Consider the following 18,679-nt stretch of genomic DNA (forward strand, 5'->3'; position numbering starts at 1 on the left):
GATCAGGACTCCGCGTTCGCCGCGCGCTCCATGAGGTCGAACTTGGTGCGGGCGTGCGGGGGCAATTCGTCGGGCGAGCGGAAGGTCTTAATAGTGTAACCGTCTTGCTCGGCACGCATACGGCGACCGATGATGCCCTTGCCCGTCTCCATGTCGGCGCGCAGGTAGCGGACCCGCTCATGCGTGTCGTCGAAGGTGAACGTCTTCGACTGAACCACGTCGCCTTTGCCCGTATTGCGGATGGTGGGATCGTCACTGCCGTCGATCACGGTGAGGGTCGCGCCTGCCTTATGCGCTGCTTCTTTCGCCGCTCGATACTTGGCCGGGTCGCGGGCATCCTCGCGGGTCAGGCTGTGCTTGGGTTTCACGCCTTGCGGATACCAGTTGCCATCGGCATCCTTTTCGAGATTGGCCGCGCGCATTTTGCGCTCGTGGATTTCTTCGTCCGCGATGTCCACGATGGTTTTCTTGGGCGGCTTCGCGTCAAGCTGGCGCTGCGCATCCTTCTTTTCGTCCAGAACACGCGAGTTGAACGCGCGCAGGCCGTCGTTTTGCTTCGCCAGATCATCGAGGCGCTTCGACTGATCGGTCACAGTGTTGGTGAGGGTTTGAAACTGCTGCAAGAGGGCTTGCAGGGCGGCGGTCGTGTCGTCGGACATTTGATACTCCTTCATGCCTGAACCAAAATGAGCGCGACGTTATCGGGACGCCGCGCTCAATCTGTTCTGGACAAGAAGGAGAGCTGCGCACCGCTGCGCTCATGAGATGAATTTACGCGCCAGCGTCTGGATTGCCGACCGCCAGAAAAAGGTGCTGACGCTGTATTTAAGGTCTTGCTAGGTCGTCAGGCGGCGCGGCGCTGGTGCGGTGTTTGCAGGTGCCGCCATCGTTCCCGCAGGCGCACGACGGCTGCCGCGTGCCGTTCGAGGGTCGCGGGGGTCGCGTCAGGCGTGGGAGGGGCAAAGTCGTCGCCCTCCATCATCGCCCGGACGCGCGCGGCCAACACGTCGCCGTCCCAGCCGATCAGGGCGCACAGGGCGTTTCGGTGCCTTGCGTTGCCCCCGGATAGGTCAGTCAGAAACTCAATCGCCCGATCTTGCTCCGTCTGCGTCGTGAAGGACGCGTTGCTTTCGTCTCGGACGGACACGAACAGGTCACGGTAGGCCTGCATCAGGATCGCCGTCACCAAGGACGCCTCCGGGGTTCGTGGCTGGTCGGGCAGCACGTCAGGCGTTCAACTGGCTCGCGATGGGCATGACCCAGCGCCATGGAATGTCGATCTGACCCGGCCCGGACGTGACGCGCACGCCGCCGTCCGTGGGATAGACCATGTAGTCGGGCGTCTGATCGACAGGGGCCGTGCTCGGGTTCGTTGCAAGGGCCGTCAGTTGGTCGCCCAAGGTGGCCGCGTTCGGCACGCGCAGGGTCGTGGAGTTGGCCGTCGTAGTGACGGTGATCGTCGCCGTCGATCCGCTGATGGCTGCATTGAATGTCACGGGGATTGTCCTTTCGTGCGATAGTGCGCCCCAAGGCGAGCAGGAACGTCGGGCCACCTTGGGGCGCGGATTCATCACAAGGCCCGACAGGCGATGCGTATCAACTTCCGAGCGCTGGATGTTCCGGGGAATGAGGTGGAGTCAGGGGAATGTTAGATGTTAACGGGATGCGCGCCGATCACACCGCAGCAGCGCGTCAGCGACGGGCGTTTGCTATCGTCGGGCATACTGCGTCGGATTTGACCAAGACGACCGCGTGCGCCGCAGCAGATCGCGTCTCTAGCGCGGTGTCGGGCAAAGGCGTCGGTAGCATGTGCAATGTCGCGCCTGATATGCCTGTATTCCAGTGACCTTTTCGGTCGGTTATTCGCCTGCGTTGCAAAGCGCGTTGCAAAATTCGCAGCGAAGCAGATCAACCACTTGGTTTAAAAGCGGCAATCGCCCGCTGACACTTGATTAAAGATCAATCGGTCTGGTTTGGCCGATGTTTTTGCGACTCGTTCGCAACAAGAAGGTGGAGATTTCGAGGGGAGATCGGCAGCACCAAGAATGAGCACCCTGCGCCCTTCATAACGCACGCGCATGTGCGTGCATGAAAAAATGATGATGATATTATCAGGGTTCATTCCATAAATCTCATCATCATTTTTTTATGCACACATACACGCGCACGATAACCGCAGGCCTTCCTGACCCAAGACCTACAACTGAGTTATCGTCACCTTGATCCACGGTCGCACGACCGTCGCCTTGGGCGATACAATCCCGTATAAAGTAACGGAGACCGCTAATGCCGAAACCCGAAGTGACCCACGCGCAGCGCGTCGTCGATATGCTTCAGGAAACGGATGGCGCACTGACCCACCTCGGCGTGGCCGACAATGTGCTTCGCTGCACCTCGTTCGCCGCCCGTGAAGTCGTCAAAGAATTGATCCGCCGCGGCCTCATCAACCCAAAGGACCCGACCCATGGCTAAAGACCACGCCCACCGCCTCTACGCCGAAGGCATCGACCTCGACAGCATACGCCGCTGGTTGATGCCCCTGACAACGCGCAAAGAGTGCGACGAAATTCTCTCCGCACTCCCGCATCGTGTCGCCTGCGCTGCGTAACCAATGTGAACATTTGACACCTTGCCCAACATTCCGTTGCGCCTTCTGAACCGCCTCGCGCGGGCGAACGCCCTATGATCCCGCAACCTGTTCACTATGGCTGCGGGACCGCGTTGACGACGCCACGCGTCGCCAACTCTTGGACGAACTATTTCCTTCCTGATTAGCGCCGCAACTCGCCCAAACGTTTCTCAGCTTCGGTCAACTGCGCCTGCGCCAAGACACGCTCCTCGGGCTTGAACGCACTCTGGCTCGTGTGCCGCAGCCGCTTGATTTTGCCGCGTAGATCATCGACTTCACGCTCATGCTGACTGCGACCGTCGCCATTCTCGTGCAGGCCTCGGAAGAACAGCTCTGTTCCAGGGTCCCAGCCGCGCACTTCACGTTCGTTCGCTGCCCGCCATTCCTCGCCGTCATCTGACACCTCTACGATCTCGTGGGTCTGATCGACCATTCGCATCTCGGCGTTCCAGAATCTCTGGTACTTGACGCGATACCACATGCCGTAAAGCACCTCGTTCAGGTCCTTGGGACATTCCTCGTTCTTCGCACCGCCCCAGCGTTTGACTTCGAACCACGGCTTTGCATCGAAGTCAGGCGGGATGCTTGGCAATGCGTTCGGATAGCCTGCCTCGTGCATCTGGTCGAACCACTTCTCAAAGTGCCGCTGATAAAAACCTGCGTCCGTCGTATCCATCGGTATCAACGGGTCTTGGGGATCGGCCAGATCAATCGGTCTGGCGTGATACCGATGTGACTTCTCGTGCATGTCCACGAACAGTTTACGCGCATCTGTGACTGCCATGTCTTCTTCGACGACCTTGGTATAGAAGTAGGAGTCAATACTGCGCGCCGATCTCCCGGAACCCTTCGACCAAGCCATGTCGCGCGCGAGTGACGCATACTCGGCCCTCTCGACCGCCGCCATCAGCCGCGCCCACCAGTCATCGACGGCGGCCTTGACCTCGGCCACCTTCGCCTTGCCCATCGGCCTGCCCGAGAACCACGCGTTGAACGCGCTCTGCGAGGCCGACACCTGCAACACGTCGCGCCACCAAGGTGCTGTCGCGATCTGCTTCATCCAGTCGTGCAATCCATCGTCTGGCGGGCCGTCGTGGGGCAAGTATTTCCTCGGATGGGAGACTTGATTGCCCCAAAGGTTGTGCAAGGCATCGACAATACCCTCCCAAACCTCCTTGCCCGCAAGTGCGCGATGCCAAGAACTGTAATCCTTGGCCTCGTCGAATAGGTCCTCGTCAAACTCGACATTGCAAAGATCGACGATGCGCTGCTTCTGAATGTTGAACGCCATCAATTGAGCTGCATAGCCTTTGCCGAACTTGGCCGTTACTCGATCTTTATTCTTTGCCATCACCGATGCTCCTTCGCGCCATTGAATAGCGCCTTTCGTAATTGATCCATACCATTCTCAGGCTGGACCCACATCACTGGTTCGGCGTCGTCACGATCTCGTCTATTAACGAGTCATTCCATTGCAGTCGTGACGACACCAATTCAGTGGGGCGGGCCTTAAACCTGCCCCACTTCTTTTTGTTTCGCCCACGCCATGACCTCGTGCAGATCATATCGAACCGTCCGCTGACTGAAATACATCGCGGGCGGCGCGTCGCCGCGTTCTTTCATATCGTAGAGCGACCGTTCCGAGATTTGCAGGAAGTCGCAAACTTGGAGCGGCGTCATGATGCGGGGGTTATTCAATCGGGTTTCGAGTTCTTCAATGCGCGACTCGAGTACGCCTAAAGCGGTAGTCATCAACAGATTCCTTCTGTCCTTTACGAACAAACAGGGCCCTCTGTTGATACTCGCTGGTTCGGGCTGTCACTCAGGTCCGCTTCCAGCGCGGCGCTCCCTAAGCTAGTTTCGCACCCACCGTCATGGTGGAGTGCACCATCACCTTAGTGCAACGATGGTTAACAAACAATTTAGAAAGCAGGATCCACCTTTATCCGTTCGAAGTACACTTTCTCAATGTCTTCGACCGCGCGACGATTGCCCATGCGCTTGAGGTATTTCATTAGCATGTCACTGCCCTCGCCTGCCTTCTTGTCACCGCGCAGGAAGTGGGCGACGTAGTCAGGCAAGAACGCCTCGGCTGACGCCTGCATGAAGTGACGCCGCCCGTCATGGGGCAGGAACACCCGGACGCTCTCATCGCCCACGGTCGCGAACGTGCCCTTGGGGTCAGTGATGTATCCGGTGGCCGACGACGCCGGGAACACCCATTCGCTGCCTGACCCCCGGATTGTCTTGAGCATGTCGATCACGGTGTCCATGACGGGCAGCGTGCGGGCCAGCTTGTTCTTCATCTTAGTCAGGTGGATTGTCTTGTTCTGCAAGTCCACCTGATCCCACGACAGCGAGCAAACGTTCTCGGAGCGGATGCCCGTCAGGAACATGACGGCGACCGCTGTCCCGACAATGACGTTCTTCTCCCGCCGCGTCATGATCGCCTCCCAGATCGTCGTCCAGTCGTCGGCGTCGAGGTCGTGCGCGCGTGACGCCACCGCCCACTGCGCCTCTGTCTCGTCGCTCTTGGCCACCCGTGTCTTCTTTTGGGCAACCGGGTTCACGACGGGGGCGAAGTTGAATGCGTTGCCGATGCCGATGCGCACCGCGCGCGCCGTCGCCTTCTTTCCTTCGGCCATCAGGCGGTTGAGGACAGCCTGCACATTGGCCGAGGTCACGTCGGCCACGTTGCTGTCCATGATCTCGCGCGCGTGCATCTCAAGCTGGCGCGTCATGCGCACGCGGTGGGCATCGGACATCCCCCCTTGCGCCTGTGACGTGTCGCACCAGAACCGCCACCCATCGCGCACCGTCTGAATGTCGCTCTTGGCAACCCCGGTCTTGGTGTCACCTTGCTTGAACGCCGTGAGGGCGTCCATCGCCGGGAACGCGCCGATCTTGATCGACTTCGTTTTCCCATCGACCTTGCGCTTGATGTACCAAGTGCTCTTGGTCTTGCCGACGTTCAGATAGAGGCCGGGAAAGCGGTCGCCGTCGTGTCGATACATGCCCGGAGACGTTTTCAGCAGGCGTGCAGGTTTGGTGAAGTCAATTGCGGTGGTCATCTGTCGTGCTCCAATTTTGCAACGTTTTGCAACGCACCACGTCACTAAGGCGCATTCTGGCGCACTGTCAACCGATTGATTATCGTTGCAAAGTAGGAGTAAACCACTGTTTTTACTGACGAACCGCGTCAACATGCACCAACCGAATAAATACCGTCGCTTGACTGTTAATCAATTGGTCGTAGGTTCGATCCCTACCGCCGGAGCCAAAGATTTCAAGGACTTAGCGCTCATCCGCTAAGTCCTTTTTCTTTTCGAGTACAGAATAAGTACAGCAAACACTGCCCGGATCGGTGTTTGTGGATTTCGACCAGGTCAGCTGCGTAATCCTACACCTCAGTTCGGGAAGCATGAGCCTAGGAGCCTGACCCTTTCTGTTGCTCGAAAGCGTAAGGCAGGAGGAATAGCAACCGGACGGATAAGTTGAGATTTCTTTGCTTCTTCAACTTGTTGTCGGAAGTTCGGCGTTCCCACGGTTCGACCGACAAGCCACCAGAATGCGTGCTCAATCAAACTGAACACGCGAAGGGAAACCTGCGCAGTAAGTGCCTTTATCACTTCGATAGCCTTGTCCTGGCGCGGAGCACAGAATGCCTCCAAGACCATACTTGCGTAGCGGTCTCGCAGATGCTCCTGCTTGGTCTCGTGGAACACAAGGTCAAGGAACGTTGCAGCGACGCCTAGGTTGGTTTCCAAATCAGCGTTCTTCCCGCCAACCACCTCCAGCATCCGCTTGACCGTACCACGCCCGTTAAACCCTTCGGCTTTTGCCTGTGTTAGCAAGGTTTGCGAGTCCATCGATACGTAGGTGAAATCGCGGTTCAGGCAATCAGCGATAAACTTGGTGTAGTCCTCAATCGAGATCAGGCCTCTGTCCTTGGCCCTGCCTTCCATTCTTCTCTGTTGCCGGGTCGTTAAGCTCAGACTTGAAAAGCAGCCAAGCGTGGTGCTCAAATTCTTGCCACGTCTCCGGCTTCGGCAGTGAACGATTGGACAGGGTCATGCGTGAACTCAATTCCTATGCACTGCGGCGCAGACTATGCAGAACCTGGGGTGAGACCACAATATATGGTGGGCGAAGCTAATAAGCAACGCCACAACCAAAGGATATATGGCTTTGACTTGGCCCTTTCGGCACCAGCAGAGGGCAGCCGCGTTTCAGGCGAGGTTCGTCCCTAGTGAGCTTTTGCCGTGCGCCGCATGGGGACGTTCACGCCCTTCCTGCGCAGCCCCGCGGCGACCGATGCAACTGAGCGGACGGAGGTCTTGGCGTCGGGGAACTCGGCCATGACCCGATCGACGATCGCAAGATAGCCGAGGTCGGGGTCCATCAGCAGCTCCTGCACCAGCGATCCGACGGTCCGCTTCGGCGCAGGGTCGTGGACCGTGGCCGCTGCAATCTTCTCGTCGACTGTCTGCTCGCGCTCAGGCTTGTCGTTTGCTTCCGGTGCGGTCGGTTCAGCGTTCTCGGTGACATCTGCCTCGAGCATGTCAGCCGCGCGGTCACCGAGAACGCCGCACTCGACCATGATCGATCCGGGGTGCTCTCTGCGCTTCTTCTCGGCTAGGTCGGGACGGCCACAGAAGCCGACCGCGCCCCATCCTTCCTCGCCTTCGAGCAAGACAGCGTGGGTGTAGGTCCGGTCGGTCTTGCGGGTGTGCTCCGATCCATCAGGTGCAATTGCAACATAGGTACTCTTGGTCATGGCTGGTCTCCGTTTCAGCGTTGATGACCATACGGTGTCGGGAAACAGGGAACCCGCGAGCCCCGAAATTAGAACTGTTGCATATTGTGATGGTCGCTGGCGATCACAGACGGAATTTGGAACACATTATTCGCTAAGAAATATCAGATTGCGAGTATATCTTTCAGCTCTTCCAACAGTGCTTTGCAACGCTCTCTTTCGTCGTCCGTTAGGTTGTCTCGAATATCACCCGAACGGTCAGCCTCCCGTTCAACTTGAAACTTACGCGCCTCAGAGTCGCTAAGGACTTTCTTGCCAGGCCAATGGACCAGAATATGACGCAAGTCGGACACTTCACGTTCTCTGATACCAGATTCTGGGAAAGCCTCGGCAGCTTCTCGAAAGGCTTGCTCATTTGTGCCATTTTCTACAATTATCCTGCAGGCCAATCCTCTTGCCTTTTGACGAGTTGCGGAATCTGCAGCCGTTGTGGGTTTGGGGGCCGAATAACCTCTATCAATACCGGGCGCATCCCGAGCTGATGGGATTTGAGCCCCAGCACTTTTCAACCGGGTTCGATACCATGAAACGGTTCTATCGTTTGATTTGGCACCGGGATGGACCTTTTTCACCGCGTCGACCGCTTCTTGGTTGGTGGCACCACGAATTATGGAATCAATCGTGATTTCCCCGATTGACCTGTTGTCTTCCATCCTAATTAGACCTCTTGCTAGCGGGCTCTGTGTTATGTGGTGCCAGCTTAGTTCTTTGACGGAACACACGCAAGAATAGCAAATCAGAGCTTGGTAGCCCCTCTAGGTTTCCAGTCGCAATATTGCAGAAGCATCGGTTTCCAGAGCTCGGCACCAGTGTACGAACTCGATGACGTCCAACCGTCGTTCATAGCCTTCGACTTTGGCGACGAATGATTGAGGCTTGGCCAGCTTGTCAGCCAAGGCCTGTTGAGTCAGGCCCGCTGCCTTCCGCTCAGAACGCAAATCGTCGATGAGCTTCCTGTATTCTTCATCGTAGATGCTCTTTGACAACCGCACGTTCCATTTGACTGCTCGTGCTGATCGCGATAATCCCGAAATAGAATTATCCCAAAATAGGATAAAACAATGGGATTGCGCCAAAATCTGACTTCGACGCAAAGAGGCAAGATTTCTGAGTTGCATGTGGCAACAGCGCTCATGTCACAGTCAGGAGGAAGGTTACCCCGTTTGCGTTTCTTGCCTTTGACCTCATCTTCGGCCGAGAACTTATGCAAAGGGAGAAGCTGGTATCCGCTGGCCAGCAAGGGCGTCAGTTGTGACGCATCGGTATGAAAACTCATTTCAAGCCCCCAGACGTTTGGCGTTGTAGGCCTCAATCACAGAGCGCTCGTAGAAAACGGCTGTCCCAATCTTCACGTAATTAGGACCTGCATTCTTGTATTTGGTGTTGTTGCGGCGATTGCGAAAGGCCATCAGCGTGGTTGCGGGATGCCCGGTCAAGGCCGCTGCTTCTTTCGTCGTCAGAAGGTCTTTCAATGGTGTGCCAGAAGGCTTGGGGGCGTTATCTTCGTTCTTAGGCATGGCAGGCCTCCTATGTGCTAAAGTATCGACCGGATTGCCTCAGCCGCTCAGCACGGCAATCCGGTCTATCGATCAGAACAATACCGTGCCCAAATCCCCCCGCATACCAACACTTGACCAGCACGCAACGAACGCTGGCGTAAGAAAATCTTTAGCCTGACCTGCGAAGCTGACAGTTGGTCTTAGCTCAAATGCTGGTTGAATTGTCTTGCCATTTCCGCCTCATGGATACGCCAACGTTTCGGTTCCAGTCTTGCAGCTTCGTCCCGCAAATATCCGTTTTCCCAGAAATTCACATTGTCCGCATTCGAGTTGATCGCATCCAAAGCGGTGCCGAATTGAATAGTAATTTTTCCCTGCTTGTCTTCCCCCCAATCAATCGGAAAAAGGCCCAGGAATTCGGCAAGCAATCGAAGGCAAACATCGTCAAAGCCGTTGAAGCCCGCAGCCCAACTCGCTTCGATCACCTGTTCGACCGGGTCGGTGGTATCCAATTCAGCCTCTTGCAGGAGCATCTTGGCCATCTCGTACCGGTCTTCTTCGTTGGAATAGTCCGGTATCGGGTCTCGGTGCTGTGTGACTGTAATCGTTCGCATCACGCCGCCCCCGACATCATGAAAGCGTCCAAATCGTCACGGTGATAACGGACGATCCGGCCAACGGTTCGGTAAGACGGACCAGTGCCTTTGCTACGCCAATTGTGCATGGTGCCAGTCGAGACCGAAAGGTATTTCGCAGCGGCCTCGGTTGTCATCCAAGGGGTGTCATTTTGTAGGTTGCTCATGCTGATAACTCCAAAATCCAAATGCGTCCAAATGGACAGCGATGAAATCAGGTTATCAGCTTGCAAATCCTTGATATGCCAACGTGTTAAGGCGTCGTACCATCATTCACGCAACGCCTGCCTTGACCATGACCAAATCCTCTAAAGCTTGAGAATGCGGACGAAGCGCCTCGACCAAATGCGTCTGATGCACATACCCACCAGAAGCACCAGGAAGCCGTTGCCCCAACAGAAGCGCCCCTTCAGCATAGGGCACACCAGCAGCAATCATCATCGTTCTGGCGTGGTGACGAAGGGCGTGGGGAGACGGAACACCAGCCCGTTTTGGCTCTGCAACGTGACCGGTGGCTGACCCAGGTGAAGGCCAAAGCCAGGGCGAGTTAAGAGGCTCGTCCTCCTTCATTCTGGCCCTCAAGGTTTCGGTCAACCAGCGGCCGGTCGGGAAGGACCAAGCTCCACCTGTTTTCATATGGGTGAAGGTCAAAACGCCTGCCTCGGCGTCGAAGTCGGCACATTTTACACCCAGCAGAGATGTTCTCCTTGCCCCCGTCAAAAGGAACGTTCGTTGCAGGTCACGCATCAAGGGAGACATGGCTTCGGTCGTGGACCAGAAGTTGGCCAAGTCCAATTCCCCTACCTCCCGTTTCGGGGTTGCAGGGACACGAAGGGCATCAACCGGGTTTGCCCCTATGGTTTCGTCGTGACGGCGGGCCGTATTCACAAGAGCTCGGACGGTGCGCATGACCGAACCACCCGTGGTCTTACCGTGACGCTTTGTGAGTTGGTCCATAAGCTCTCGGCAGTCCTGACGCGTAATGTCAGCCACGGCACGACGCCGAAGACGCCCAAGGTAGTTGTCCATGTGGTACTGGTAGTTTCTGACCGTTGCGTCGGAAAGCTCCCGTTCTTTCAGGTGCTCTTTCAAAGCTTGTTCCAATGTGATGCCAGTGGACTCCGGGCCAGCCGTGGGATCGATACCAGACTGGATCGTGGCCATGAGTTTTCGGGCCTCATTTCTGGCCTCGTTTAGACGGATATGGTCAGCCCGCCCGATCTTGACCCTTACGGTTCGAACGTGGCGCTTTTCCCGTCGGACGTCGCTTTGCACGGCAAAGGTCCGACAGGTCTTATGGCAAATGCACATCAGGCCTTTCACATCGGTGTCCCGATGGATGCCCGAGCCGAGTGGGAGGTCCCTGATACGGGCCTCGGTGAATTTGAATATGGTCATGGAAAGTACAGTCCCGAGTACAGTGTTTGCGATTAATCCAGGTGGGCCTGGATGGTGCTACCGGGATGATATTGCTATGTTTTCAAGGGTTCGTACGCCCTGAGTGAGGCCAAATGGCCCATGATTTACTCGCAATCTCAGACTGTTAATCAATTGGTCGTAGGTTCGATCCCTACCGCCGGAGCCAATCTTCCTTGATTTCATTGAGGAAATTGGCAGACCATAAAATCTACTAACAACCTACATACAAACTTCGAGCGGTCAAATAGGCCGATGTGTTGTTGTTCGGTGCGTTGGCATTTTGCGCATATCAACATATAGTGTGCGATGAAAGTTCACACACAATGCGAGTTTGATATGCGAGGCTACAATTCTGCACCCAACGACCTTCTGTTCAATAAGGGCGACTGGCACACCATGCAGGACGGCTGGAAGAAACAACTAGTAGCCGCAATCGAAGGAATGGACGGCGACGAACTGCTGAACACTTCCACAACAGATTTGGCGCGCTACTATGTCGACAAATACGTTTTCGACGCCCCAACTATCTACCCCGACGAATTGGTTGTGGATCAACGCGAGACGCAGATTGACGTCAGCCAAGATCGAAACCGTATGATACATGACCGGTCGCGCCCATATCACATGGCGGGAACATCGTTGGACGTTGAAATACCTTACAGTGGTAACAAAGTTGGGTTTGACATCCAGCCGACAACATGGAGTACGGGAAAGCCCCGCGCTAATGTTGCGGGTAACGTGCTGAAATTTTCGATAGTTGGAACTGATCTTACCGAAGATAGCGTGCGTCGCGAAATCGAGCGTAGAATCTCCGCTCTAACTGAGCACATCGGCTGGCTAGAAAATGATGCCAAAGGCTACAATGCAAGCCTAGATGCGCTTGCAACTCAAACCATCGAACGACGCAAAGAGAAGCTTCTAAAAGACAAATCAATGGTAGCAGGGCTTGGCTTCAAGATGAAGGCTCGACCCGGACAAAGCGAAACATTCGCAGCACCCAATGTGCGTCGGAAAATTCGCCCTGCAACGCCAAAGCCAACCGCTTCGAGGCAGGCGTTCAAACCTGAACCCACACTTACTGACCAAGACTACGAACATATCTTAACCGTGTTGGAAAACATGGTTGGAGTGATGGAGCAAAGCCCCGGAGCGTTCCGAGAGATAGATGAAGAAAGTCTGCGAACGCATTTTCTAGTGCAGTTGAACGGCCACTTTTCCGGCGACGCAACCGGCGAAACCTTCAATTACGAAGGCAAAACGGATATTCTAATCAAGGTAGATGGGAAAAACATCTTCATTGGCGAGTGCAAGTTTTGGACGGGTGAAAAGGGATATTTGGAAACACTAGATCAAGTTCTATCTTACCTCAGTTGGCGGGACACGAAGGCCGCAGTTTTGGTTTTCAGCCGAAACAAGGATTTTACCGGCGTCCTATCCAAGATAGAGGAATCCACTGCGAAGCATCCCAGCTTTAAGAAGCAAGTTAGCAAACGTTCCGAAAGTAGCTGGACATATTTGTTCGGGCATAAGGACGACGCAAACCGCGAAATCTCTATCACTGTGCAAGCATACAACGTTCCTGAACGAATCGAGCCACGTATAAGGCCGCTTGGGCGTTAAAAAAGCCGCCCCCTAAGGGACAGCAGTTGGGCACTCTTGCGGAGTTCGTTATGGGTGTTCGCAAAGACTTGCGACGGTCGCCCGTTGGTCGGCGGGAATTGCCCACAGAGGCAAAGCCAAGACGGCCACGGCGGCAAGGTCAATGTCGCCTAGACCTTCCCCGGTTAAAACGTCCATGACGCTTTGCGCAGGCGACGACAGGGCCACAGTCAGCACGTCGGGCAGGTCTACCCCTAGCCGGTGCCCGAACAAGTGCGCCACGCGGTCAGCGGGCGACGGTAGGCCGTCAATGGGCCGTTCAATGCGGTCGGCGGCGAAGGGGGCGGCAAGCTGGCCTGTGGGCACCAAGGGCTTGGTCAAGGAACGCCACCCAGCTGGGGCAATTCCGCTCAGGATCGAAGGTGTCGAACGGAACGGGTGTGATCGTCCTTGCTTTCGACACGTAGTCTTCAGGCAAGGTATGATGCGGATTTATTCCGTGAGGCCCTGTTTGAAAGGGGGGGGCAAGCCCTGCATCCCCGGGCGGAAGTCGCGCGACAAACCTGTCAAATACGACAAGCGGCGATACAAGCGAAGCAGTCGGATCGAGATCATGTTCGGACGCCTGAAAGACTGGCGTCGGGTTGCCACCCGCTACGACAGATCCCCGACGGTATTCCCTTCATCAATCGCGCTCGCAGCAACCGTCTTGTTCTGGGTGTACATCAATGAGGCTGGGGCCTAATTCCGCATGTTATGGGGTAACAGGATCCAGATCAGTCACCTTTCCGTTGCGGCCGCATTATCGTCATACAGCAGCAATTCATTTGGCTGGAGGTGGAAATCGAGCTTCGATCCGAAGACCCGGTTGATTGTCTGAAACCTCAAGGTTCGCATGATGAAGTTCCGCGATCGCTTTGCACAGGCTCAACCCCAAACCGTTGCCCCCTGTCGTCCGGCTTTTCTCGCCGCGATAAAAGCGTCTGAACACCTTTTCACGATCTTGGGGCGCGATTCCGGTACCAGTGTCAGAAACACTGAGAACGGGACATTCATCCATGTATGAGGTCGCCAGTGTTATCGTTGTGCCTTTGGGGGTATGCCGCAACGCGTTTTCAGCAAGATTGGAAATCAGCTGCATCAAAAGGTCGGGGTCGCCCAAAACGACGACAGGTTGATCCGACACCTTAAGATCAAGTTTTTGTCCGCCGTCCTCTGCCGAAGGTTCGAACGCTTCGTAAACGTTTGTGAGGAGGCTTCGCAGGTCGGTGCGCTGAAAACGCTCGCGCCGATCCCCCGCTTCTATCTGAGCAATCCGTAAAAGCGCATTGAAGGTGCTGATGATATCCTCGGTCTGTTCCAGCGCGATAACGGCGTCCTGGGGATTTATGACCTGCTGGCCGGACATCTTCTCAAGGCGCTGCCGCAAACGTTGTAAGGGTGTGCGAAGATCATGTGCGATGTCGCTGGAAATCTGGATCTGACTTTCCATCAGGTTTTCAAGCTGTTCCAAGGTGTCGTTGATGCTGATGGAGACGCGTGACAAATCATCGATCGATGTAGCATCGGTCGGGATACGCGCAGCAAGCTGGCCCGCCGCCACCTGTTCCATGGTACCTGAGATCGCTTCAATCCTGCGCTCCGTCAGGCGGCCGACCCAAACACCCGCAAACGTGCCGAATGCCATGATAAGAATGAAACCTGCGACCAGCGTGATGCCAAGTGCCTCCAGAACCTCGGCTATGACATGGTTTCCAGTTCCTTGTAGCAGCGTATACGGACCAATGTTGCTTTGCGCGATCCAGTAACCAGAGACTTCGTCTGAATGCTCGCCCTCAATATCAACTCTGTCGGCTGGGATGTATCCCTCGGACACCGCCCCTTCCATTGCGTAAACATTACCTGCCAGTATTGTTCCGTCCGGGCCAAGTAGCTGAAAAATGCGTGCATTCTCGAAATTGACATCGGCCATGACATCGACGCTCTTGACCAGCTCTTGAATGCCGTTTTTGTCATAGATTTCAGCAAGGATTATTATATCCGAGGACATCTGATCGTGCAGCCAGTCGCGGACCTCGTAGTTAGTGAACCAATAGGCACCAACGAAGATGACAGCCGACAAGACAGAATAAAGGAATGCGAACTGCAGCGACAGTCGCAGCGATGTCCGGCCAAGCCTAAGCATGCATGCTGTATCCGGACCCGCGCACGGTATGGATCAATTGCCGGTCAAAGGATTTGTCGACCTTGTTCCTGAGCCTTGAGATGTGGGTTTCCACGACATTCGTCTTCGGATCGAAGTGGAAATCCCACACGCCTTCAAGCAGCATCGTCCGTGTAACCACCCGTTCGGCATTGCGCATAAGATAGACCAGCAGCCGGAACTCACGTGGCTGAATCTGGATCGGAGCCCCTGCCCTGACAACTGTGTGCTTGATCAGATCGACTTCCAGATCGGCAAGCTGCAATCTTGTCTCTTCGGTTTGCATCGGGGGTCTGCGTGCCAACGCCGTAAGGCGGGCAGAGAGTTCCGAAAATGCGAAGGGCTTCACCAGGTAGTCGTCTGCACCGGCTTCCAGACCATCGACCCTGTCGTTTATGCCGCCCATGGCGCTCAAAATGATGATTGGCGTGGCGACATCCGCGCTGCGGATCGACTTGACCAACGACAATCCATCCAGTCCCGGCAACATCCGGTCGATGACCATGACGTCAAAATCGCTGTCGAGCGCGCTGAGAAATCCGGTCTTACCATCTGCTGCCCGTTCGAACATATGCCCAAGCTCCCGCAGGCTTGAGCAGATGTAGTCGGCAGTTTCTTGATCATCTTCCACGATCAGGACGCGCATAGAGCTCACTTTCGAATTGTGTTTCGAGATTACTTCCAAAATTCTCGATCCACCATGGTCGCCACATTACCAATCGGTATAGACACGACCACCAGCAGGCCAGATCGGCTGCCTTAATCGAGAGCTTGAAGCTCCAAGAGGCAGACATGGTCACGCTCGATACCAATATCCCAATCCAACCTCGCTCGATTGGGATTCCTCGCCCTTTCAGGCTTTCGATGTCAGATCGCAGATTTCTTCTCGCGGCGCTTTGTACGCTGCTGGCCATCCGCGTCCTGTTCATGTTGTGGCTGCCTTTCACGGACACGACAGAGGCGCGTTACGCCGAGATAGCACGAAAAATGATCGAGACGGGGGACTGGATCACGCCTCAATTTGATTACGGCATTCCCTTCTGGGGCAAACCGCCGCTGCACACATGGCTTTCCGCTCTTGGCATGCAGATATTCGGTATTGGAGGTTTTGGCGCACGTATCTTCATATTCCTGTCGGGGCTGACGGTTCTCGGCTTGACTGGCAGATTCATGAAACGGCAAACGGGCGCAGACCAAGCACTTGTCGTGATGGTCGTGCTGTTTTCGTCGATCCTGTTCTTCGGGGCCTCGGCATTTGTCATGACCGATATGGTCATGACACTTGGCACAACGCTGAGCATGGTCGCTTTCTACACTCTTGTGACCGATCGCCGCGGCGGCGGGATTGTCTGGGGACACCTGTTCTTTGTCGGGTTGGCTATCGGATTGCTGGCAAAAGGGCCCGTCGCGTCTGTTTTGACGCTGATGCCAATCGGGCTTTGGCTACTGATCGGACGCCGCTGGTCTCTGCTGGCGGCGCTTCCATGGCTGTCCGGGACAGTACTGCTTTTGGCGCTGACGCTGCCGTGGTATGCCGCCGCAGAGCTGAAAACACCGGGTTTTCTGCGCTATTTCATCATCGGCGAACACTTTGAGCGCTTCACCGTATCAAACTGGCAAGGTGACCTCTACGGCGCCGGGCACGCACGGGCGAAGGGCCTCATATGGTTCTACTGGCTTGGTGCATTCCTGCCGTGGACACTGTTTGCAGGCTGGCTGCTTTTGCGCGCGAAGAACGTGGTGGCGGTCATCAAGGCAGACAATCGCGGCTGGCACAGCTATCTTCTGCTCTGGGCGATCGCGCCAATGCTCCTCTTCACGCCTGCTGCCAACATTCTTGAAGCGTATGTCTTGCCGGGTATTCCGGCAACGATCCTATTGCTGGTGTCCCTTTGGTCCTCGGTTCAAGGATCACCTGGAAATGGTACCAAAGCGATATTCGGCCTTTGTGTAGGCGCCGCCACGGCATTGTTTCTTGCTCTCACGATTCTTGCTCATTTCGCTCCGGACACACTGAACTTGAAGTCGCAAGAGGCGCTGGTCGAGCAGGCTGCACAGATCGATCCGGATATGCGTCTGACCTATTGGGGCAAGCGCAGCTACTCCGCTGAATTCTACACAAGCGGCCAAGCGCAGGTGGCCACAGACCCGCAAAGCCTAAAGGCGCTTGCCTTCAATAATGTCAGGGATGCCGTCGCGGTGCGGCGCGATGCACTCGACGAAGTCTCGGCAATTCTGGGCGAAAGTTTCGTAAATCTTGGACAGTTTGGGCGCGACTTCCTTCTTGTTGAAGCGGATGCCTCAGGAGCAAAGCCATGAAACTGGCCACAATGCCGATACACGACATTCAGGCAGTCCCGGCGCCTGTAAATGTGCCAGAGCTTTCCTTTGTAATCCCAGCCTTCAACGAGGAAGAAAACATCGCGGAGACGATCCGACGCGTCAATGATGAGGCCCGGACATTGGTACGGTCCCACGAAATTATCGTGGTGGACGATGGAAGCTCGGACAGCACATTCGAGAGAGCGAAGAAGGCCACGGGCCACATTCCTCTGCGTATCCTGCGACTGTCGCGCAACTTCGGAAAGGAACAGGCGATCATGGCCGGGCTTGTGGCTTCGACGGGTTCCGGGGTGGTGATCCTTGACGCCGACCTGCAGGAGCCGCTGTGCCATCTTGCTACCATGCTGCAGCACCGGGCCGAAGGGTTCGAGGTTGTCTATGCAGTGCGCGCACACCGGGACGATGAGCCCTGTCTGAAGCGTTTCTTCAGCGGCGTTTTCTACAAATTGCTAAACTTGGGAACCGAAGCCGATATTCCGGCGGACGCGCGCGATTTCAGATTGATGGATCGCCGCGTAGTGGATGCGCTGTGTGCCCTGCCCGAACGAAACCGCTTCATGAAAGGTCTGTACGGCTGGGTCGGCTTTCGCTCCAAAGCCATACCGATCGAGTTGGAGCAGCGCACAGGCGGAACGTCCAAGTTCGGCTTTCGAAACCTTTTGACGCTAGGTCTAACCGGTTTGACGTCCTTCACCAGTTGGCCTTTGCGGGTCTGGACCTTGATCGGCATGAGCGTCGCCGCGCTTTCTATTCTGTACGGGTTCTGGATCGCTGCGAAGACGATGATCTTCGGAGTCGATGTGCCCGGCTGGTCAACGCTCGCGGTTGCGGTGTTCCTGTTGGGGGGCGTGCAGCTTATTTCGATCGGGGTGCTTGGTGAATATCTGGCCCGCGTCTTTACCGAGGTCAAAGGACGCCCGGGGTTTATAATCGCGGAAACGCACAGTCTGATTAAGGATCAAAGATGATGCTGAATCAGTTCCTGAGGTTTGGATTTGTCGGGGTGCTTGCAACAGCTGTCCATATGCTCATCGGCGCGACGCTTATCCATTCTGGTTGGTCCGCACTGTCTGCCAACCCGGTTTCGTTTCTGATCGCGTTTGGAGTCAGTTTCATGGGTCACTACGGTTTTTCCTTTTCCGATCAGGAAAAGGAGATAACGACCTCCCTGAAACGTTTCGCATTGGTAGCATTTGGCGGGTTCATCGTGAACGAAGCGCTCCTCGCCGTGCTGGTATGGACTAGCCTCCTGCCCCAGATATCATCACTGATCCTTTCCACCGGCATTGCCGCCATAGTGACCTTCTTCGCCAGCCGGAATTGGGCGTTTCGGCGATTGTCGAAAGATCCCGCCCCGCGAATGCACCTCGGGCGATGAAAGGTTCAACCCAAGGGTCGCGAGTGGTCACCGAAAGACGCTTTTCAAACGCAAACCCGGCGACGTCCACAGGGTACAGGTCTTTGACATGACCGACGAAACTATCGGACGCATACGGCGCTTGTCAGCGAATGTGATCGCGTTCAATCCGGCCTCTC

22 protein-coding genes and 1 pseudogene are annotated in these 18,679 nt (G+C 55.7%); 7 read left to right on the forward strand and 16 right to left on the reverse strand.

All coding sequences use genetic code 11. The features are described from left to right. Nucleotides 1–2 precede the first annotated feature (2 nt). The 3 genes from BMY38_RS11800 to BMY38_RS11810 form a co-directional block, all read right to left on the reverse strand. Entirely contained in the window at nucleotides 3–659 is a 657-nt protein-coding gene (locus BMY38_RS11800; protein ID WP_092763016.1) for a hypothetical protein, read from the reverse strand. Nucleotides 660–844: 185 nt separating this feature from the next. After that, nucleotides 845–1,186, reverse strand: a complete 342-nt coding sequence (locus BMY38_RS11805; protein ID WP_139204707.1) for a hypothetical protein — start codon at nucleotides 1,184–1,186, stop codon at nucleotides 845–847. 40 nt (nucleotides 1,187–1,226) lie between these two features. Further along, nucleotides 1,227–1,496, reverse strand: coding sequence for a hypothetical protein (locus BMY38_RS11810; RefSeq protein ID WP_092763020.1), 270 nt, complete (start codon nucleotides 1,494–1,496; stop codon nucleotides 1,227–1,229). 790 nt (nucleotides 1,497–2,286) lie between these two features. On the opposite strand from BMY38_RS11810, the gene BMY38_RS11815 reads away from it, so the two are divergent. Together BMY38_RS11815 and BMY38_RS18130 are read left to right on the forward strand one after the other, a co-directional pair. Further along, a complete protein-coding gene (locus tag BMY38_RS11815; RefSeq protein ID WP_092763022.1) occupies nucleotides 2,287–2,472 on the forward strand; it encodes a hypothetical protein in 186 nt (61 codons plus the stop codon). Further along, entirely contained in the window at nucleotides 2,465–2,608 is a 144-nt protein-coding gene (locus tag BMY38_RS18130; RefSeq protein ID WP_175495854.1) for a hypothetical protein, read from the forward strand. The genes BMY38_RS11815 and BMY38_RS18130 overlap by 8 nt, the downstream gene beginning before the upstream one ends. 163 nt (nucleotides 2,609–2,771) lie before the next feature. Here BMY38_RS18130 and BMY38_RS11820 read toward each other — a convergent pair whose 3' ends face one another. The 11 genes from BMY38_RS11820 to BMY38_RS11870 all read right to left on the reverse strand — a co-directional run bounded on the left by BMY38_RS11820 (nucleotide 2,772) and on the right by BMY38_RS11870 (nucleotide 10,977). Then, nucleotides 2,772–3,980 (reverse strand): hypothetical protein, encoded by a 1,209-nt coding sequence (locus tag BMY38_RS11820; protein WP_092763024.1) that lies wholly within the window; start codon nucleotides 3,978–3,980, stop codon nucleotides 2,772–2,774. Nucleotides 3,981–4,138: 158 nt separating this feature from the next. Further along, nucleotides 4,139–4,381: a helix-turn-helix transcriptional regulator gene (locus tag BMY38_RS11825; RefSeq protein ID WP_092763026.1), complete on the reverse strand. Its 243-nt coding sequence runs from the start codon at nucleotides 4,379–4,381 to the stop codon at nucleotides 4,139–4,141. A gap of 170 nt (nucleotides 4,382–4,551) precedes the next feature. Continuing rightward, complete coding sequence (locus tag BMY38_RS11830; protein WP_175495855.1) at nucleotides 4,552–5,700, reverse strand: tyrosine-type recombinase/integrase; 1,149 nt, start codon at nucleotides 5,698–5,700, stop codon at nucleotides 4,552–4,554. A gap of 336 nt (nucleotides 5,701–6,036) precedes the next feature. Further along, nucleotides 6,037–6,654: a hypothetical protein gene (locus BMY38_RS11835; protein ID WP_139204709.1), complete on the reverse strand. Its 618-nt coding sequence runs from the start codon at nucleotides 6,652–6,654 to the stop codon at nucleotides 6,037–6,039. 221 nt (nucleotides 6,655–6,875) lie between these two features. After that, entirely contained in the window at nucleotides 6,876–7,406 is a 531-nt protein-coding gene (locus tag BMY38_RS11840; RefSeq protein ID WP_092763032.1) for a hypothetical protein, read from the reverse strand. Between the two features lie 143 nt (nucleotides 7,407–7,549). After that, entirely contained in the window at nucleotides 7,550–8,098 is a 549-nt protein-coding gene (locus BMY38_RS17945) for a hypothetical protein (RefSeq protein WP_139204710.1), read from the reverse strand. Nucleotides 8,099–8,200: 102 nt separating this feature from the next. After that, complete coding sequence (locus tag BMY38_RS11850) at nucleotides 8,201–8,431, reverse strand: helix-turn-helix domain-containing protein (RefSeq protein ID WP_092763036.1); 231 nt, start codon at nucleotides 8,429–8,431, stop codon at nucleotides 8,201–8,203. A gap of 291 nt (nucleotides 8,432–8,722) precedes the next feature. Then, nucleotides 8,723–8,962: a helix-turn-helix transcriptional regulator gene (locus tag BMY38_RS11855; RefSeq protein ID WP_092763038.1), complete on the reverse strand. Its 240-nt coding sequence runs from the start codon at nucleotides 8,960–8,962 to the stop codon at nucleotides 8,723–8,725. 182 nt (nucleotides 8,963–9,144) lie between these two features. Further along, the gene (locus tag BMY38_RS11860; protein WP_092763040.1) at nucleotides 9,145–9,486 is read right to left on the reverse strand and encodes a hypothetical protein; all 342 of its coding nucleotides are present in this window, start codon (nucleotides 9,484–9,486) and stop codon (nucleotides 9,145–9,147) included. 71 nt (nucleotides 9,487–9,557) lie between these two features. Continuing rightward, a complete protein-coding gene (locus BMY38_RS18705; protein ID WP_217638804.1) occupies nucleotides 9,558–9,746 on the reverse strand; it encodes a helix-turn-helix domain-containing protein in 189 nt (62 codons plus the stop codon). Between the two features lie 106 nt (nucleotides 9,747–9,852). Next, complete coding sequence (locus BMY38_RS11870; protein ID WP_092763044.1) at nucleotides 9,853–10,977, reverse strand: site-specific integrase; 1,125 nt, start codon at nucleotides 10,975–10,977, stop codon at nucleotides 9,853–9,855. A gap of 357 nt (nucleotides 10,978–11,334) precedes the next feature. On the opposite strand from BMY38_RS11870, the gene BMY38_RS11875 reads away from it, so the two are divergent. After that, a complete protein-coding gene (locus tag BMY38_RS11875; protein WP_217638805.1) occupies nucleotides 11,335–12,618 on the forward strand; it encodes a hypothetical protein in 1,284 nt (427 codons plus the stop codon). A gap of 459 nt (nucleotides 12,619–13,077) precedes the next feature. After that, a pseudogene (locus BMY38_RS11885) lies at nucleotides 13,078–13,342 on the forward strand (transposase); the annotation flags it as partial. A 78-nt stretch (nucleotides 13,343–13,420) separates the two neighbouring features. On the opposite strand, the gene BMY38_RS11890 reads toward BMY38_RS11885, so the two are convergent. Beyond that, the gene (locus BMY38_RS11890; protein WP_092763048.1) at nucleotides 13,421–14,782 is read right to left on the reverse strand and encodes a sensor histidine kinase; all 1,362 of its coding nucleotides are present in this window, start codon (nucleotides 14,780–14,782) and stop codon (nucleotides 13,421–13,423) included. Continuing rightward, complete coding sequence (locus BMY38_RS11895; protein WP_092763050.1) at nucleotides 14,775–15,446, reverse strand: response regulator transcription factor; 672 nt, start codon at nucleotides 15,444–15,446, stop codon at nucleotides 14,775–14,777. The genes BMY38_RS11890 and BMY38_RS11895 overlap by 8 nt, the downstream gene beginning before the upstream one ends. 146 nt (nucleotides 15,447–15,592) lie before the next feature. Here BMY38_RS11895 and BMY38_RS11900 point away from each other — a divergent pair, with 146 nt between their 5' ends. The 3 genes from BMY38_RS11900 to BMY38_RS11910 are packed head-to-tail and all read left to right on the forward strand — an operon-like array spanning nucleotide 15,593 to nucleotide 18,521. Further along, nucleotides 15,593–17,119 carry an ArnT family glycosyltransferase gene (locus BMY38_RS11900; RefSeq protein ID WP_092763052.1) on the forward strand — a complete coding sequence of 509 codons (1,527 nt, stop codon included), beginning with the start codon at nucleotides 15,593–15,595 and terminating at the stop codon, nucleotides 17,117–17,119. Continuing rightward, the gene (locus tag BMY38_RS11905) at nucleotides 17,116–18,111 is read left to right on the forward strand and encodes a glycosyltransferase family 2 protein (protein ID WP_217638806.1); all 996 of its coding nucleotides are present in this window, start codon (nucleotides 17,116–17,118) and stop codon (nucleotides 18,109–18,111) included. Before BMY38_RS11900 ends, BMY38_RS11905 begins: the two co-directional genes overlap by 4 nt. After that, nucleotides 18,111–18,521, forward strand: a complete 411-nt coding sequence (locus BMY38_RS11910) for a GtrA family protein (protein ID WP_217638807.1) — start codon at nucleotides 18,111–18,113, stop codon at nucleotides 18,519–18,521. The genes BMY38_RS11905 and BMY38_RS11910 overlap by 1 nt, the downstream gene beginning before the upstream one ends. Nucleotides 18,522–18,679 lie beyond the last annotated feature (158 nt).

Origin of the sequence: Jannaschia helgolandensis, assembly GCF_900109285.1 — a bacterium.
Classification (GTDB): Bacteria; Pseudomonadota; Alphaproteobacteria; order Rhodobacterales; family Rhodobacteraceae; genus Jannaschia; species Jannaschia helgolandensis.

Bases quoted from the DNA above. Each gene is read 5' to 3' on its own strand.
- BMY38_RS11830 (WP_175495855.1), bottom strand. From the start codon at position 5,700: ATGACCACCGCAATTGACTTCACCAAACCTGCACGCCTGCTGAAAACG.
- BMY38_RS11890 (WP_092763048.1), bottom strand. From the start codon at position 14,782: ATGCTTAGGCTTGGCCGGACATCGCTGCGACTGTCGCTGCAGTTCGCA.
- BMY38_RS11900 (WP_092763052.1), top strand. From the start codon at position 15,593: ATGGTCACGCTCGATACCAATATCCCAATCCAACCTCGCTCGATTGGG.
- BMY38_RS11905 (WP_217638806.1), top strand. From the start codon at position 17,116: ATGAAACTGGCCACAATGCCGATACACGACATTCAGGCAGTCCCGGCG.
- BMY38_RS11815 (WP_092763022.1), top strand. From the start codon at position 2,287: ATGCCGAAACCCGAAGTGACCCACGCGCAGCGCGTCGTCGATATGCTT.
- BMY38_RS11800 (WP_092763016.1), bottom strand. From the start codon at position 659: ATGTCCGACGACACGACCGCCGCCCTGCAAGCCCTCTTGCAGCAGTTT.
- BMY38_RS11895 (WP_092763050.1), bottom strand. From the start codon at position 15,446: ATGCGCGTCCTGATCGTGGAAGATGATCAAGAAACTGCCGACTACATC.
- BMY38_RS11860 (WP_092763040.1), bottom strand. From the start codon at position 9,486: ATGGCCAAGATGCTCCTGCAAGAGGCTGAATTGGATACCACCGACCCG.
- BMY38_RS18705 (WP_217638804.1), bottom strand. From the start codon at position 9,746: ATGAGCAACCTACAAAATGACACCCCTTGGATGACAACCGAGGCCGCT.
- BMY38_RS11870 (WP_092763044.1), bottom strand. From the start codon at position 10,977: ATGACCATATTCAAATTCACCGAGGCCCGTATCAGGGACCTCCCACTC.
- BMY38_RS17945 (WP_139204710.1), bottom strand. From the start codon at position 8,098: ATGGAAGACAACAGGTCAATCGGGGAAATCACGATTGATTCCATAATT.
- BMY38_RS11855 (WP_092763038.1), bottom strand. From the start codon at position 8,962: ATGCCTAAGAACGAAGATAACGCCCCCAAGCCTTCTGGCACACCATTG.
- BMY38_RS11820 (WP_092763024.1), bottom strand. From the start codon at position 3,980: ATGGCAAAGAATAAAGATCGAGTAACGGCCAAGTTCGGCAAAGGCTAT.
- BMY38_RS18130 (WP_175495854.1), top strand. From the start codon at position 2,465: ATGGCTAAAGACCACGCCCACCGCCTCTACGCCGAAGGCATCGACCTC.
- BMY38_RS11840 (WP_092763032.1), bottom strand. From the start codon at position 7,406: ATGACCAAGAGTACCTATGTTGCAATTGCACCTGATGGATCGGAGCAC.
- BMY38_RS11825 (WP_092763026.1), bottom strand. From the start codon at position 4,381: ATGACTACCGCTTTAGGCGTACTCGAGTCGCGCATTGAAGAACTCGAA.
- BMY38_RS11875 (WP_217638805.1), top strand. From the start codon at position 11,335: ATGCGAGGCTACAATTCTGCACCCAACGACCTTCTGTTCAATAAGGGC.
- BMY38_RS11910 (WP_217638807.1), top strand. From the start codon at position 18,111: ATGCTGAATCAGTTCCTGAGGTTTGGATTTGTCGGGGTGCTTGCAACA.